The sequence below is a fragment of the Staphylococcus simulans genome (assembly GCF_003043455.1).
GTDB lineage: Bacteria > Bacillota > Bacilli > Staphylococcales > Staphylococcaceae > Staphylococcus > Staphylococcus simulans_A.
In genome coordinates this window covers 1-16360 of record NZ_PZGG01000054.1, presented here as the reverse complement: position 1 = coordinate 16360, position 16360 = coordinate 1, and the positions used below count along the sequence as shown (strand labels likewise).

Here is a 16360-nt window from a genome sequence, read left to right as displayed (position 1 = left end):
TACCTGATTGTGATAAACCAAGAGAAAAACTTTTGGCCAAAGGTGCTCAACAACTATCTGAGTCTGAGCTGCTTGCTATATTGATTAATACTGGCAGAAAAGGACGGTCAAGTGTCGAGGTTGCACAAGATTTATTGAATTTAACCACGAAATTGAAAGATTTGAAATTGCTATCTTTAAATGACTTGATGGAGATTAAAGGCATCGGTATGTATAAAGCTGTGATTTTAAAGGCGGCATTCGAACTAGGTGAACGTATGAATGCACCAGATCAAAAAGAAAAAGTGAAAATCAATTCACCACAAGATGCGGCGGATTATTTTTTATCTAGGATGATGCATTTAACGCATGAACAATTTGAAGTATTATTTTTGAATTCTAAGAATATAGTGATTAGACATGAAGTAATCTTTGTAGGTACTTTAAATTCTTCTGTTGTACATCCTAGGGAAGTTTTTAAAGCAGCAATCAAGTGGTCGAGCAATGCGATTATTGTGGTTCATAATCATCCGTCTGGTGATGTCACACCTTCAAAAGAAGATATTCATACAACGAAACGATTGCAAGAATGTGGCAGAGTCCTTGGAATTGAATTACTAGATCATATTATAATTGGAGATGCGAAATATTTGAGTTTGGTTGAAGCGGGTTATTTTGATGAATAAAAAAACCGATAACATCCTATAAGTGTTATCGGAATACGAAAAAATGTACTTTGATTAAAATGGATGCATTTGGAAGTAATTTAAAATCCACATAATGCCTTGATAAGCTAAATAAATCAATAAGGCAAAAATCGCAATTTTTATGATAAAACGTAGTAGTGAAACGCCTACTCTGAATAGTAGACCAATCAATAATACGAGTAAAATAATTGTTAAAATTGACATGGCTGCCACTCCTTTTCATATAGTGTAACTGAAATATATGTTGAATGCATCAGTCTTGGGATTTAAAAAGAGTGTCGTTCTCTAGTCTGATGAAATTTGCCTTAAAAAAGCGTACAATAAAATCATTAAGTATGGGACGGTGTGAAGATGCGTTTTTTATTCAACATAATTAAAAATATTATAGCTGTCGGATGCATCATTGTAATTGTCTTCTTTGCGTTAAAATATGCACCGTTTTTAAAAGAACAAGAATGGAATCCTATTAGCAATAAAACAACCTATTCATCTTATCAAGGCGGTAATGTGCCAATTGAAGATTTTAAACCAGGCCAACGTTATGTCGTAGAAAAAAATGATATTTTAAACAACATGCCTGCAAGTCAGACTAAGAACATCTTTAACATGCTCAATAAACAAGAATTTATGGATGTCAGCGGGTTCAGCAGAATGGGGTATAATGATAACTATTTAATTGGACAACGTGGCAATCAGTTTATCATGTATCAATTCGGTTCTGATGAATTACGTATCTATGCGACTGAAATTGAACTGCAACAGGATTTACAAGCGATGCAGCAAAATATACAAATGCACCCTGTAGCTTATTTTAAATAAACGAAACAGTTTCTATAAAGCATTATCTTGAAAATTGTACAGTCTTACGTTACCCTTGTGTTGAATCATTGATAGAGAGGTTTGGTGTTTTTTAATGAGTAAACAAACAAATGGAAAAAACGCTGCTGAACAATCAAAAGCGCAAAAGCTGTTTGAGAACTGGAGAAAAGAAGAAACACTTTATAAAGAAGATGAAAAAGAAGACAGCAACAAGAAATAATGATTCAGACTTAAATGCGATGCAAGAACATTTACAGCTGATTTTATAATTAAAATAGTGTGAGATATTTTGGGGCATCAGCCGATTTCAAAAGAATTGCTGATGCTCTTTTTTTAAGTATTTTTTGCAAGGTACAGTTGGCACTTTAACAAAGGTGTATAATAATATAAAATATAGTGAGATATGAAAAATTGAGTTAATAGAGGTGTTCAGGTTGTCCAAGTTTTTTAAAAATAACAAATTGATTGTTATTTTCTGTTCCCTGATTCTATTTATATCATTAATAGGGTTATCGATCAGATCACATCACCAATCGCCTGTGGAACAATATGTCGGTGATACCGTGTCCGTTCCTCAACGCGTACTATCTTATCCATTACATATAGTAACAGGTTCAATTGACGGTTTATTCAATGGTAAAACATCAAAAGAGGATAAAAATAAAATTAAACAATTAGAGGCTGAAAATGAGAGATTAAAAGCGGAAAACGAAGGGTTCCGTAAAGAATTGGATATTAAAGATATCTCTAAATATGAACCTCTCAGTGCAACAGTGATTGCTAGAAATCCAGATCAATGGATGAATAAGGCAATTATCGACAAAGGGAAAAAAGCAGGAATTAAACAAAACCAAGCAGTGATTACAGCTGAAGGTTTAGTCGGCAGAGTAGTCAAAGTTAATCAATTTTCTGCCCAAGTAGACTTGCTTTCAACTTCATCTCGTAATGGTAAACTTTCAGTCAATATCCAACATGATTCTAAAAATATCTTTGGGTTGATTAACCATTATGATAGAAAAACAAATGAATTAGTTATCAGTGATATTGATAATAAAGACAAAATCGCAAAAGGCGATAAAGTTGTGACAAGTGGTTTAGCGAATCAAATACCAAGCAATTTGTATATTGGTGAAGTTACTAAAGTAGAAAATGATCAATATGGGCTTTCAAAAGAAGTGAGAGTAAAAACAGCGGCAGATTTAAGTGATTTAGATCACGTTTATGTGGCACAACGCGATCCGAAAACACTTCCTGATGAAAGCGGTGATGAATAATGCGTGCATTTTACTATTTTTTAATTGGTGCTGTGTTGTTCTATCTTGATTCATTAATTGCATTAGTGATACCAATGCAAATTGGTGGAAGAGGTATTATTTTTGTTCCGCATTTGTTGTTGATGTATCTACTGATTCTTACCATATATAAAAAGCCGAGTATAGCAGTTGTGCTTGCCATTATTTTTGGATTAACGACAGATTTGTATTATGGAACAATTTATGGTTTGAATACATTCGGATATTTGCTTTTTGTGATTTTGATGGATTTCTTCTTTAAAGTATATTATCGAGATCATACTATGGTATTTCTTGGCGTGTGGTTGTTTACAATCCTCTTTGAAATATATCAAGCAATCATTTATGGATTATTAGGATTAATCAGATTTAATCTTTGGGACTTTTTATTGTTCCGATTATTGCCAACCGCATTTGTAAATTTATTGCTATTGATTATTGTTTTTGGTCTGATCAAAAAAATAATCAAAAAATTAGATTTGCCAATTGACAGGAAAGCCAAGGGATGGTAAGCTTTAGCAGTTGAGTAGTTTATAGCTACATACAACCGCTCAAATATAGGTTTAAGTATACCAAGCGTATCACCTATATATGGCGTGACTTATTTTATAGGAGGTGCAAAGTATGTTTGCTATTATCGAAACAGGCGGTAAACAAATTAAAGTAGAAGAAGGTCAAGAAATCTACGTTGAAAAATTAGACGTAAACGAAGGTGACACTTTTACTTTCGACAAAGTTTTATTTGTAGGTGGAGACGCAGTCAAAGTTGGTGCGCCAACAGTTGAAGGTGCAACAGTTACAGCTACAGTTAACAAACAAGGTCGCGGTAAAAAAATCACTGTATTTACTTACAAACGTCGTAAAGACTATAAACGTAAAAAAGGCCATCGTCAACCATACACTAAATTAACAATCGACACAATCAACGCTTAATCATGATTAAGATAGACGTTTCGTTTAATGAAGAGGGTCAAGTAACAGATGTCATCATGGATGGTCATGCTGAACATGGCGAGTATGGTCATGATATTGTCTGTGCGGGCGCTTCAGCGGTTTTATTTGGAAGTGTCAATGCTATCCTCGGATTAACATCTGAAAGACCTGACATAGATTATGACGATGATGGAGGATATTTCCATCTCCGAAGTGTAAACGTAAACGATGAACAAGCGCAATTGATTTTGCAAGCAATGCTCGTATCACTTCAAACTATTGAAGACGAGTACCACGATAATATAAAATTAAATTATAAGTGAGGTGTATCCAGATGTTAAAATTAAACTTACAATTCTTCGCATCGAAAAAAGGGGTAAGTTCTACTAAAAACGGACGTGACTCTGAATCTAAACGTCTTGGCGCTAAACGTGCTGACGGACAATTTGTAACAGGTGGATCAATTTTATTCCGTCAACGCGGAACTAAAATCTACCCTGGTGAAAATGTAGGTCGCGGCGGCGATGACACATTATTCGCTAAAATTGACGGCGTTGTTAAATTCGAACGCAAAGGCCGTAACAAAAAACAAGTTTCAGTATACGCTGCAGCTGAGTAATTTTTGTTGACGCAACACCAGAAGTTAAACTTCTGGTGTTTTATTTTTGTCTTTATTTCTAAGGGTACATAAAGAATGATATAATAATCTAGATATTGCATTAGAAAATATATATAAAAGAGGTGAGAAACATGTTTGTCGATCAAGTTAAAATATTATTAAAAGCAGGTGATGGCGGTAACGGTATCACTGCATATAGAAGAGAGAAATATGTTCCTTTCGGAGGCCCGGCAGGCGGAGACGGCGGTCGCGGTGCATCTATAGTTTTTGAAGTAGACGAAGGGTTACGTACTTTACTCGATTTCAGATATCAACGCCAATTTAAAGCCAAACGTGGTGAAGGCGGCCAAAGCAGTAACATGCATGGTAGAAATGCAGAAGATTTAGTATTAAGAGTACCGCCAGGCACAATTATTAAAGCTGTTGAAACAGATGAGGTCATTGCTGACTTAGTTGAAAATGGTCAACGTGCTGTTGTTGCTAAAGGTGGACGCGGAGGCCGAGGTAACTCACGATTCGCTACTCCACGAAACCCTGCACCTGATTTTAGTGAAAATGGTGAACCAGGTGAAGAAATCGAAGTTACATTAGAGTTGAAATTAATGGCTGATGTTGGTTTAGTCGGTTTCCCAAGTGTAGGTAAATCTACATTACTTTCAACTGTTTCAAAAGCAAAGCCTAAAATCGGAGCATATCATTTCACAACGATTAAACCAAATTTAGGTGTGGTTTCAACACCAGATGGTCGAAGTTTTGTGATGGCTGATTTACCAGGGTTGATTGAAGGTGCTTCAGAAGGTGTCGGTTTAGGTCACCAATTCTTACGTCATGTAGAACGTACAAAAGTGATTGTACATGTTATTGACATGAGTGGCTCAGAAGGCAGAGATCCTTATGAAGATTATAAAACAATCAATAATGAATTGAAATCTTATGGTCAGCGTTTAGAAGATCGTCCACAAATCATTGTCGCAAATAAAATGGATTTACCCGATGCGCAAGATAATTTAGAACTCTTTAAATCTGAAGTTGGTGACGATGTAGAGATTATCCCAATTTCTGCGTATACTCGTGAAAATCTAGATCAGTTACTTTATGCGATTGCCGATAAGTTAGAAGAGTATAAAGATGTTGATTTCTCTAAAGAAGATGATGAAGCATTAGGTGTGAACCGTGTATTATACAAACACACACCATCTCAAGATGCATTCACAATCACGCGTGATGATGATGCGGCCTTTGTGGTGAGCGGTAAAGCGATTGAAAGAATGTTCCATATGACTGATTTCAACAGCGACCCAGCAGTGAGACGTTTCGCACGTCAAATGCGTTCAATGGGTATTGATGATGCATTAAGAGAACGTGGTGCGAAAAATGGAGATATCGTAAGAATTTTAGGCGGAGAATTTGAATTCGTTGAATAGAGGTGTCTAAGTGAACGATAAACAAGTGAAAAAGTTCTATCTGATACGAGAAGATGTACTTCCAGAGTCTGTCATTAAAACGTTACAAATTAAAGATGCATTAAAAGAAAATCCGCATATGTCGATTTATGAAGCAGTGAGACAATACGGTTTATCTCGTAGTGCCTTCTATAAATATAAAGATACTATCTTTCCTATCGATGAAAAGGTAGAAGATACAAGAGAATTTACAATCATTCTTTATGTACATGATAAGGTTGGTATGCTTGCACAAGTTCTCAATACGATTTCTCAAATTCACATGTCTGTTTTAACAATTCATCAAAGTATTCCGATGGAAGATAAAGCAACAATCACATTGTCTTTAAATACGGCAGGCAGTCAAACTTCGATTGAAGATGTGATTTTTGCGTTACGAAACATTGAAAATGTTTATAAAGTAGAAATAATCAGTATGTCAATGTAAGGAAGTGACGGCGTGTACGCATATATTAAAGGTCAATTAACACAATTATTCCCTACACACGTAGTGGTGGAGACGAATGGTGTCGGCTATGAAATCCAAACACCGAACTCATATCGTTTTCAATCTTCATTTCAACAAGAAGTCGTAATTTATACTTCTTTAGTTGTCAGAGAAGATGCTCAGTTGTTGTATGGTTTTATTTCAGAAGAAGAAAAAGAAATGTTTTTAAGCTTGAATAAAGTGACAGGTATTGGGCCAAAATCTGCATTGGCAATTTTAGCAGCAAGTACGCCTAACGAAGTTAAAATCGGTATAGAAAATGAAAATGAAGCGTATTTAACTAAATTCCCAGGTATCGGTAAGAAGACAGCACGTCAAATCATCTTAGATTTGAAAGGAAAAGTCCAAATTACTGATGAAAGTGCAGATACTTTATTACAGCAACCTGATACGACTGTATCTGGCAATTCACCAATCTTAGAAGAAGCCTTGCTTGCGTTAGAAGCATTAGGATATTCTAAGCGTGAATTGAAAAAAGTTGAAAAGAAATTGAGCACAGAGCAATTTGAGTCTGTGGATGAAGCGGTTAAAGCAGGTTTGAAAATACTTGTTTCTTAAAAAGTCATAAGGAGGGGACACAATGGATGACAGAATGGTAGATCAAACGGTCCATGATGATGAATATTCTTTTGAATTATCATTGAGACCGCATTTACTACGACAATATATCGGTCAAGCATCAATTAAAGCTAATTTAGAAGTCTTTATTAAAGCAGCAAAGATGCGTGAGGAGCCATTAGATCATGTTTTATTATTCGGCCCCCCTGGACTTGGTAAAACAACCTTGTCAAACATCATTGCGAATGAAATGGGTGTAAACATCAGAACAGTTACAGGACCTGCGATAGAACGACCTGGTGATTTAGCTGCGATACTTTCTGGCTTACAACCAGGTGATGTTTTATTTATTGATGAAATACATCGTTTAAGCAGTGTAGTTGAAGAGGTTTTATATCCTGCAATGGAAGATTTCTATTTAGATATCGTCATCGGCAAAGGCGAAGAAGCGCGCAGTATTCGTATTGATTTGCCTCCGTTTACATTAGTAGGTGCAACCACAAGAGCCGGTAGTTTGACAGGGCCTTTACGTGATCGCTTTGGTGTTCATTTACGTTTGGAATTTTATAATGAAAGTGAACTTGAAGATATTATAAAACGTACTGCAGAAGTGCTAGGTACAGAAATTGATGAAGAAAGTGCTGCAGAGCTAGCGAAACGTAGTAGAGGTACACCGCGTATTGCCAACCGTCTTCTTAAGCGTGTACGAGATTTCCAACAAGTGAATGAAGACGATAAAATTTATATTGAAACAACAAAACGTGCATTACAACTTCTACAAGTAGATGATTATGGTTTAGATTATATCGACCATAAAATGATGCGCTGTATTATTAATCAATATAACGGGGGACCTGTCGGTTTAGATACAATCGCTGTTTCGATAGGTGAAGAGCGTATTACCATCGAAGATGTCTATGAGCCTTTCTTAATTCAAAAAGGCTTTTTAGAACGCACACCAAGAGGAAGAAAAGCAACACCCCTAGCATATGAACACTTTGGCACTGAACATGGAAAGAGGGACAATTTTGAATATTGAAGAGTTTGATTATCATTTACCGGAAGAATTAATCGCACAAACGCCGTTAAAAGATAGAGATACAAGTCGTTTATTAGTATTAAATAGAAAGAATGGTGAGATTGAACATCGCCACTTCAAAGATATCATTGAATATTTTAATCCAGGTGACACATTAGTATTAAACGATACTAAAGTGATGCCAGCCCGTTTATTTGGATTAAAAGAAGATACAAAAGCAAAAGTTGAAATGTTAATGCTGACTCAAATTGAAGGTAATGATTGGGAAGTATTATTAAAACCTGCAAAACGTATTAAAGTAGGACAAAAGCTGTCTTTTGGAGAAGGAAAAATTATCGCAGAGTGTGTTAAGGAATTAGAACAAGGTGGACGCATCATGCGTTTGTATTATGAAGGCATTTTACAAGAACGTTTAGATGAATTAGGTGAAATGCCACTACCGCCTTATATCAAAGAACGTTTAGATGATCCGGATCGTTATCAAACTGTCTATGCGAAAGAAACAGGTTCTGCTGCTGCACCGACAGCGGGTCTGCATTTTACAGATGAGCTGTTAGAACAATTAAAAGCCAAACAAGTGAATTTGGCATTTGTGACTTTGCATGTGGGTCTAGGTACATTCAGACCAGTGAGTGTCGATAATATAGATGACCACAAAATGCATAGTGAGTATTATCAAATGTCTCAAGCAACAGCTGATTTGTTAAATGAGACGAAACAAAAAGGACATCGCATTATTTCTGTTGGTACAACATCAACTAGAACGTTAGAAACGATTCGTAGAGATCATGCACAATTTACAGCACAAAGCGGATGGACGGATATCTTTATCTATCCAGGCTTTGAATTTAAAGCCATTGATGCTTTAATTACGAACTTCCATTTGCCGAAGTCCACACTTGTTATGTTAGTTTCAGCATTCAGTTCAAAACAATATATTTTAAACGCATACCAAACAGCAGTAGAAATGAAATATCGTTTCTTCAGCTTTGGTGATGCAATGTTAATTATTTAAGGGAGTCGTGAAAAAGTTATGCCTGCAGTAACTTATGAACATATTAAAACATGTAAACAATCAGGTGCAAGGTTAGGAATCGTGCATACACCGCATGGTTCATTTGAAACACCGATGTTTATGCCAGTAGGAACACAAGCCACTGTTAAAACAATGAGCCCTGAAGAACTCAGAGATATCAATGCGCAAATCATTTTAGGCAATACTTACCATTTATGGTTACAACCCGGTAACGATATCATTAAACGCGCGGGTGGTTTGCATAAATTTATGAACTGGAATGGACCGATTCTGACTGATTCAGGTGGCTTCCAAGTGTTCAGTTTGAGTAATTTACGTAAAATCACAGAAGAAGGTGTTCATTTCAGACATCATAAAAATGGTTCTAAATTATTCTTAAGTCCTGAGAAAGCAACAGAGATTCAAAATGATTTAGGTTCAGATATCATGATGGCATTTGATGAATGTCCACCGATGCCTGCAGAATATGAATATGTCAAAGACTCAATCGAAAGAACAACAAGATGGGCTGAACGTTGTTTGAAAGCACATAAACGTCCAGAAGACCAAGCGTTATTCGGTATCATACAAGGTGGGGAATATAAAGACTTACGCCAACAAAGTGCTGAAGAATTAGTGAAATTAGATTTTCCTGGTTACGCGATTGGCGGATTGTCTGTCGGTGAACCTAAACCTGTAATGTATGACATGGTAGAGTTTACTGAACAATTTATGCCTAAAGATAAACCGCGTTATTTAATGGGCGTCGGCTCACCAGATGCTTTAATCGAATGTAGCATTCGTGGCATGGATATGTTTGACTGCGTGCTACCAACACGTATTGCACGTAATGGTACATGTATGACTTCTAAAGGCCGTGTGGTTATTAAAAATGCAAAATATGCAGATGATTTAAGTCCTTTAGATGAAAATTGTGATTGTTATACATGTCGTAACTATACAAAAGCTTACTTGCGTCATTTAATAAAAGCGGAAGAAACATTCGGTATACGTCTAACTACTTATCATAACTTATATTTTCTGTTAAAATTAATGGAGGATATCAGACAGGCCATTCGGGAAGATCGTCTTTTAGATTTTAAAGAGGAATTCTTTGAACAATATGGATTGAATGAAGAAAATCCTAAAAACTTTTAATTAAAGGAGTAATGTTTGTGAATTTAACCGGTCTTATTTTACCTATTGCATTATTAGCTTTAATGTGGTTCTTCATGATCAGACCACAACAAAAGCGTCAAAAGGAACACCGTGAAATGGTGAACCGTTTGGAATCAGGACAACACGTTACAACAATTGGCGGCATCAAAGGTGTTGTACGCGCAGTTGACGAAACAACAGTTGTTATTTCAGTTAACGACAAAGGCACTCAAATCACATTTGAAAAAGGTGCTGTAAAACAAGTTAATCCAGACTAATTAAGATTAGTATGACATAGTATAGGCAAGCGTAAGCGAAATACCTGTACATAGATTAACCCGATGAACATCCTAAAGCGATCTAGTATAGATTGATTTGGGATGTTTTATTTTTGTTTGAATTACTTTAAATGATTGAAAAGTTGTTTTAAATTAGTGTAGGAGCGTGTATAATTCAATATTGGAATACGATTTAATATGGTTTTGCATAGTATTAACGTGATTTAATGTTGATTTAAATTAATTGTGCACGCTATGCATCTCGTCATGTATTGTTCGAATTTTTGAAAGCTAAGTAAGGATGTAGTAAGCTATATAGGTTCATTCATTTGAAGTGCAACGAAAGAACAATGCGAAAGTCTTTGTTTTAGCTTGCAGTTCATTTGAAAAATCAAGTATGCTATTTACATAAGTAAATAATGAGGTGTTCATGTGAAGAAAAACAGTAAAATAATTGCATTCTTGTTACTTGTTGTGTTGCTTTTTGCGGGCATGGCAGCAACTTACAAGAATGTAATTAAAGACGTTCGTTTAGGCTTGGACCTTCAAGGTGGATTCGAGGTACTTTACCAAGTCAATCCATTACAAAAGGGTGATAAGATAGACGATAAGGCTGTTCAAGCCACAGCCAAAACGTTAGAAAACAGGGTCAACGTCTTAGGGGTATCGGAACCTAAGATTACTGTTGAAGATAATAACCGTATCCGAGTACAACTTGCTGGTGTCAAGAATCAAAATGAAGCCAGAGATATTTTATCTTCACAAGCGAATTTAACAATTCGAGACTCAGATGATAACGTTAAATTAACAGGTAAAGATTTAGTACAAGGTTCTGCGAAACAAGAGTTTAAGGAGAACACTAACCAACCCGCTGTAACTTTCAAATTGAAAGACAGCAAGAAATTCAAGAAAGTCACAGAAGAAATTTCAAAACGTAAAGAAAACGTGATGGTTGTTTGGTTAGACTACGAAAAAGGCGATAGTTACCAAAAAGAAAAAGAGAAAAAAGATCCGAAATATGTTTCAGCAGCGTCAGTTGACCAACCAATCAACTCTGACAGCGTAGAAATTTCTGGTGGATTCAGTGGAGAAGAAGGCGTTCAAAAAGCAAAACAAATAGCTGACTTATTGAACTCTGGTTCTTTACCAGTACATCTTAAAGAAATCTACTCTAACTCTGTTGGTGCACAATTTGGTCAAGATGCATTAGATAAAACAATCTTCGGTTCATTATTAGGTGTCGGAGTCATTTACTTATTTATGGTAGGATTCTATAGATTACCTGGTATTATTGCCGTGATTACATTAACAACATATATCTACTTAACTTTAGTCGCATTCAACTTCATCCATGGTGTCCTTACATTACCAGGTTTAGCGGCACTGGTACTCGGTGTCGGTATGGCGGTAGATGCGAACATCATCATGTATGAACGAATCAAAGATGAGTTGAGAATCGGAAGAACATTAAAACAAGCCTTCCATAAAGCGAATAAGAGTTCCTTCATTACGATTTTAGATGCGAACTTAACAACTGTTTTAGCAGCAGCTGTATTATTCTTCTTTGGTGAAAGTGCTGTTAAAGGTTTCGCTACGATGTTATTACTCGCAATCTTAATGAGTTTCGTGACAGCAGTATTCTTAACACGTATCTTATTATCATTGCTTGTACAATCAAATTACTTCAAGAAAAGCTTCTGGTTATTCGGTGTTAAGAAGAAAGATAGACATGATATCAATGAAGGTATCGATGTGTATCAGTTGAAAACACCTTATGATCATTGGAACTTCATGAAACTTGCGAAACCATTATTCTGGTTCAGTGGTATTGTCATTGTTGCAGGTGTAGTGATTCTGTTTATATTCAAACTAAACTTAGGTATCGACTTTACAAGTGGTACACGTGTTGATATGAAAGCAAATCATAAGATTACACAAGAAGATGTTACAAAACAATTAGATAAGGCACACATGAAGCCTGACCGTATTTCATTATCTGGTAACAATGATAGTGCTTCTGTTCAATTTAAAAATGATTTAAGCAAAGACGAAGTCGCTAAAGTTAAAAACGTAATGAAAAAAGAATTCGGAAACGAACCGACTGTCAATACAGTATCACCGATGATTGGTCAAGAAATTGCGAAAAACGCATTACTTTCATTGATTTATGCATCAATTGGTATGATTATTTACATCTCATTACGTTTCGAGTGGCGCATGGGTCTATCTTCTATTATCGCGTTACTCCATGATGCCTTTATGATTGTGGCGGTATTCAGCTTATTCAGAATTGAAGTAGATGTAACATTTATCGCAGCAGTTCTGACAATTATCGGTTACTCTATTAACGATACAATCGTTACGTTCGACCGTGTACGTGAGAACTTGCATAAAGTGAAAGTTATCACTAAGCCAGAACAGATTGATAAAATTGTAAACCGTTCAATTAGACAAACGATGACACGTTCCATCAATACTGTATTAACAGTAGTTATCGTAGTAGTCGCATTATTAATCTTCGGTGCAACAAGTATCTTCAACTTTGCACTCGCATTATTAATTGGTTTAATTTCTGGTGTATTCTCATCTATTTTCATTGCCGTTCCTTTATGGGGCATGATGAAAAAACAACAACTTAAAAAATCACCAAACCATAAACTTGTGGTTTATCGTGAAAAACGTAAAAACGAAGATAAAATCCTCGTATAATAGAATGAGGTTACTAACTCCCGGACTTTTTTAGTCTGGGAGTTTTTTAGTACAATAAAATACTGTCTTAAGTAGAAGTTGCTTTTTATTTTCTGAGTTCTTCTGTATAATGACATGTGGAAAAGAGGGAAGTCGTTATATGATTAAAGCTAAGTATAAATGGGATTTACAATCGAATACATCAGATATCACACCAGATGTAGCTAAGGAATTAAAACTTACACCCATCGTTCAAAAAATATTGCAAAGCAAAGGTGTTATTGAGTCATCAGAAATTAAACAATTACTCGAACCATCTCAAATTCATCATGATCCGTATGCGCTTAGTGATATGAAGAAAACGGTAGAGCGTATTAATCAAGCGCTTGATAAAAAAGAACGTATTTTAGTCTATGGAGATTATGATGCGGATGGCGTGACCTCCACTTCTATACTTGTCAGTGCATTAAGAGAACTTGGCGCTGAAGTTGGATGGTATATTCCTAATCGATTTACAGAGGGATATGGTCCGAATGAAGCGGCCTTTAGAAATGCAGCCGACGAAGGTATTGATTTGATTATTACAGTTGATAACGGTATCCAAGGCCATCATGAGATGCAAGTGGCAAAAGAACTGAATATAGATGTAATTATTACAGATCACCACGAAATCGGTGAAACATTACCTGAAGCTTATGCAATTGTACACCCGATGCATCCAGATTTTGATTATCCTTTTAAATACTTAAGCGGTGCGGGTGTTGCATTAAAAATTGCACAAGCCTTACTTGATCATCCTGCACCTGAATTTACAGCTTTGGCCGCTATCGGTACAGTAGCTGATTTGGTTTCGTTAACGGATGAAAACCGTGCAATTGTACAACAAGGCATCAAGGTGATGAACAGTCATCCTTCAACAGCAATCGAAGCATTATTAACTCAAGCTGGATATAACGACGTGATTAATGAAGAAACAATCGGTTTTATACTAGGACCACGTTTGAATGCAGTAGGGCGTTTAGATGATGCAAGCTTGGCAGCAGAATTATTAATGTGTGAAAGTGCAGAAGAAGCAGAATTTTTAGCTGAACAAGTTGAACATTTTAATCAAGAACGTAAAGACATCGTTCAAGAGATTGTGGAAGAAGCACTTGAAATGGCACATGCGGAAGTAGAAGCTGGACACCGCTTCTTAATCCTTGCTCAAGAAGGTTGGCATGAAGGCGTACTAGGTATCGTAGCATCAAGAATTGTAGAAACATTTGGTTTGCCAACCATTATTTTAAATATTGATACTGCTCAAGATTTTGCGAAAGGATCTGCACGCAGTATTGAACAAGTTTCAATGTACGAGATGTTAGATAAAGAACGTCCGCTTATTTCAAAATTCGGCGGCCATCATATGGCAGCGGGTATGACTTTACCGATTGAAAATATTGAGAAGCTTAAAGCAGCACTAAACGAGCATATGGATGAACTTGCGAAACATGAAGATTTAACACCGAGAAAAAAAGTAGATTTGGTGTTAAGCGAAACAGATATCACTGTTAAAAATATTTCAGACATCGAAAAGTTAAGACCTTTTGGTACAGATTTTACAAGTCCTGTGTTTGAATTAGATGGCATTCAAGTCAAACAATCTAAAGGAATTGGTCAAGAAGGCAAACATTTAAAAATGACGCTTGGTGACTCTAAGTTACAAGCACTTTATTGGCAAAACGGGGAATATGCGCATCAATTAGAACCGAACGAACCATTAAATTTAATTGGTACCTTACAAATCAACGAGTGGAACGGAAATCAATCGCCACAATTTATGGTGCAGGATATGGCTTCAGAACAGCTGCAAATTTTAGATTTTAGAGGTAAAGCGCGTCAACATGCCATGCATGATAATGCATCAACTGCAGAAATTATTAATGAACAAAATGAAAAATTGCATGAACATCAGTATTTCTATGGAGATATGATTGAACAAGCTTATGACAGATATATTTTTAAAGAGTTGCCATTAGATTTAGACACGATGGCACAAACATTGAAGTCAATTCAAGCAAGCCAGATCATTTTAGAGTTGAATCATCAACACTCTATTTACTTTGACGGCATGCCGCAAATGAATCATTTTAAAGCGTGCTATAAAGCATTGTTTATGAAAGATGAAATTAACTTAGAACATGATGGTATGCAGTTATGCAACTATTTAAAAATTAAACCGCCACTATTGATTTTTATGTTGAAAGTCTTTAATGAATTAGATTTTATTGAGAACAATCATGGTATAATCAAAGTGAATAAAAATGTAGACAAAAAGGACATTACTTCTAGTAAGCTTTATCAAGCAAGACTTAAACGGATAGATGTTGAGAAATTCTTGCTATATGATGATTTTTCTAAAGTGAAACTTTGGATTAAAGAACAGCTCGCTAAGTAATTAGGAGGAAATAGATAAATGGATTTAAAACAATATGTTTCAGAAGTACAAGATTGGCCGAAAGAAGGCGTCAATTTCAAAGATATCACGACGATAATGGATAACGGTAAGGCTTATGGTTATGCGACTGATCAAATCGTTGACTTTGCTAGAGAAAAAGAAGTGGATATCGTTGTAGGACCTGAAGCACGCGGCTTTATCATCGGCTGTCCTGTAGCTTATTCAATGGGTATTGGATTTGCACCTGTACGTAAAGAAGGTAAGTTACCAAGAGAGGTCATCAAATATGAATATAACTTGGAATATGGCACAAACGTTTTGACTATGCATAAAGATGCTATTAAACCTGGACAACGTGTCTTAATTACTGATGATTTGCTAGCAACAGGGGGAACAATTGAAGCTACAATCAAACTTGTTGAAGAGTTAGGTGGTATTGTAGCAGGGATTGCGTTTATCATCGAATTAAAATATTTACACGGTTATGAAAAGATTAAAGACTACGAAGTATTAAGCTTAATTTCATATGATGAGTAAAATAATGTATCGCTTACTAGTGAAGGGTAAGCGATACATTTATTTATTTGCAAAATTTGTTTTTTGTTTTTAAAATAAAAGTTAATTCTACATGGTAAGCATGTAAACAAGACTGACAAGATAATTGTGAAAGTTCACACAACACGTCAGGGTATAGTGGTTCAATTATCTGTCAATGTATAGTAGAATAGATATATTATTTAATATAAATGCAAGTTGTGATTAAAGGAACGAGTTGAAAATAGGCTGGTAACCTATGTAACTATTGTCGAAATACTTAATATTCAAACAAAATGACAAGCAGTTTATAAAAATGAAATGTATTTAAAAAGAAGATGTGGGGGTGTCTAATGT

Annotated in this window: 19 protein-coding genes and 1 other annotated feature; of the genes, 18 read left to right on the top strand and 1 reads right to left on the bottom strand. The window is 35.6% G+C overall.

Translation table 11 applies throughout. The annotated features are described in order from the left end of the window. Positions 1 to 32 precede the first annotated feature (32 nt). On the top strand, positions 33 to 665 hold the full coding sequence (gene radC, locus BU038_RS09620) for a RadC family protein (protein WP_428843598.1): 633 nt from the start codon (positions 33 to 35) through the stop codon (positions 663 to 665). Positions 666 to 719: 54 nt separating this feature from the next. On the opposite strand, the gene BU038_RS12500 is transcribed toward radC, so the two are convergent. Continuing rightward, complete coding sequence (locus tag BU038_RS12500) at positions 720 to 890, bottom strand: hypothetical protein (RefSeq protein WP_199219707.1); 171 nt, start codon at positions 888 to 890, stop codon at positions 720 to 722. A gap of 147 nt (positions 891 to 1037) precedes the next feature. Here BU038_RS12500 and BU038_RS09615 point away from each other — a divergent pair, with 147 nt between their 5' ends. The 17 genes from BU038_RS09615 (at position 1038) to BU038_RS09540 (ending at position 16006) form a co-directional block, all read left to right on the top strand. Further along, positions 1038 to 1505, top strand: a complete 468-nt coding sequence (locus BU038_RS09615; protein WP_107605850.1) for a DUF4930 family protein — start codon at positions 1038 to 1040, stop codon at positions 1503 to 1505. 94 nt (positions 1506 to 1599) lie between these two features. Next, on the top strand, positions 1600 to 1725 hold the full coding sequence (locus tag BU038_RS12750) for a hypothetical protein (RefSeq protein ID WP_002481133.1): 126 nt from the start codon (positions 1600 to 1602) through the stop codon (positions 1723 to 1725). Positions 1726 to 1939: 214 nt separating this feature from the next. Then, on the top strand, positions 1940 to 2779 hold the full coding sequence (gene mreC, locus BU038_RS09610; RefSeq protein WP_107605849.1) for a rod shape-determining protein MreC: 840 nt from the start codon (positions 1940 to 1942) through the stop codon (positions 2777 to 2779). Further along, the gene (mreD, locus tag BU038_RS09605; protein ID WP_107605848.1) at positions 2779 to 3309 is read left to right on the top strand and encodes a rod shape-determining protein MreD; all 531 of its coding nucleotides are present in this window, start codon (positions 2779 to 2781) and stop codon (positions 3307 to 3309) included. The genes mreC and mreD overlap by 1 nt, the downstream gene beginning before the upstream one ends. Before the next feature lie 23 nt (positions 3310 to 3332). Next, positions 3333 to 3409: a sequence feature (ribosomal protein L21 leader region), on the top strand. 12 nt (positions 3410 to 3421) lie between these two features. Next, a complete protein-coding gene (gene rplU / locus BU038_RS09600; RefSeq protein ID WP_107605847.1) occupies positions 3422 to 3730 on the top strand; it encodes a 50S ribosomal protein L21 in 309 nt (102 codons plus the stop codon). Between the two features lie 2 nt (positions 3731 to 3732). After that, entirely contained in the window at positions 3733 to 4053 is a 321-nt protein-coding gene (locus BU038_RS09595; protein ID WP_002481129.1) for a ribosomal-processing cysteine protease Prp, read from the top strand. An 11-nt stretch (positions 4054 to 4064) separates the two neighbouring features. Next, positions 4065 to 4349: a 50S ribosomal protein L27 gene (gene rpmA, locus BU038_RS09590; RefSeq protein WP_002481128.1), complete on the top strand. Its 285-nt coding sequence runs from the start codon at positions 4065 to 4067 to the stop codon at positions 4347 to 4349. Between the two features lie 131 nt (positions 4350 to 4480). After that, positions 4481 to 5773, top strand: coding sequence for a GTPase ObgE (gene obgE, locus BU038_RS09585; RefSeq protein ID WP_107605846.1), 1293 nt, complete (start codon positions 4481 to 4483; stop codon positions 5771 to 5773). Positions 5774 to 5783: 10 nt separating this feature from the next. Then, positions 5784 to 6239: an ACT domain-containing protein gene (locus tag BU038_RS09580; protein WP_107605845.1), complete on the top strand. Its 456-nt coding sequence runs from the start codon at positions 5784 to 5786 to the stop codon at positions 6237 to 6239. 12 nt (positions 6240 to 6251) lie between these two features. Then, positions 6252 to 6857: a Holliday junction branch migration protein RuvA gene (gene ruvA / locus BU038_RS09575; RefSeq protein WP_107605844.1), complete on the top strand. Its 606-nt coding sequence runs from the start codon at positions 6252 to 6254 to the stop codon at positions 6855 to 6857. A gap of 22 nt (positions 6858 to 6879) precedes the next feature. After that, positions 6880 to 7896, top strand: coding sequence for a Holliday junction branch migration DNA helicase RuvB (gene ruvB / locus BU038_RS09570; RefSeq protein WP_107605843.1), 1017 nt, complete (start codon positions 6880 to 6882; stop codon positions 7894 to 7896). Beyond that, a complete protein-coding gene (gene queA, locus BU038_RS09565; protein WP_107605842.1) occupies positions 7886 to 8911 on the top strand; it encodes a tRNA preQ1(34) S-adenosylmethionine ribosyltransferase-isomerase QueA in 1026 nt (341 codons plus the stop codon). The genes ruvB and queA overlap by 11 nt, the downstream gene beginning before the upstream one ends. 18 nt (positions 8912 to 8929) lie before the next feature. Further along, positions 8930 to 10069, top strand: a complete 1140-nt coding sequence (tgt, locus tag BU038_RS09560) for a tRNA guanosine(34) transglycosylase Tgt (protein ID WP_107605841.1) — start codon at positions 8930 to 8932, stop codon at positions 10067 to 10069. Positions 10070 to 10086: 17 nt separating this feature from the next. Further along, positions 10087 to 10347, top strand: coding sequence for a preprotein translocase subunit YajC (yajC, locus tag BU038_RS09555; RefSeq protein ID WP_002481121.1), 261 nt, complete (start codon positions 10087 to 10089; stop codon positions 10345 to 10347). A gap of 432 nt (positions 10348 to 10779) precedes the next feature. After that, positions 10780 to 13056: a protein translocase subunit SecDF gene (secDF, locus tag BU038_RS09550; RefSeq protein ID WP_107605840.1), complete on the top strand. Its 2277-nt coding sequence runs from the start codon at positions 10780 to 10782 to the stop codon at positions 13054 to 13056. Between the two features lie 139 nt (positions 13057 to 13195). Beyond that, positions 13196 to 15469 (top strand): single-stranded-DNA-specific exonuclease RecJ, encoded by a 2274-nt coding sequence (gene recJ, locus BU038_RS09545; RefSeq protein ID WP_107605839.1) that lies wholly within the window; start codon positions 13196 to 13198, stop codon positions 15467 to 15469. Positions 15470 to 15487: 18 nt separating this feature from the next. Continuing rightward, positions 15488 to 16006 carry an adenine phosphoribosyltransferase gene (locus tag BU038_RS09540; protein WP_107605838.1) on the top strand — a complete coding sequence of 173 codons (519 nt, stop codon included), beginning with the start codon at positions 15488 to 15490 and terminating at the stop codon, positions 16004 to 16006. The last annotated feature ends 354 nt before the right edge of the window (positions 16007 to 16360 follow it).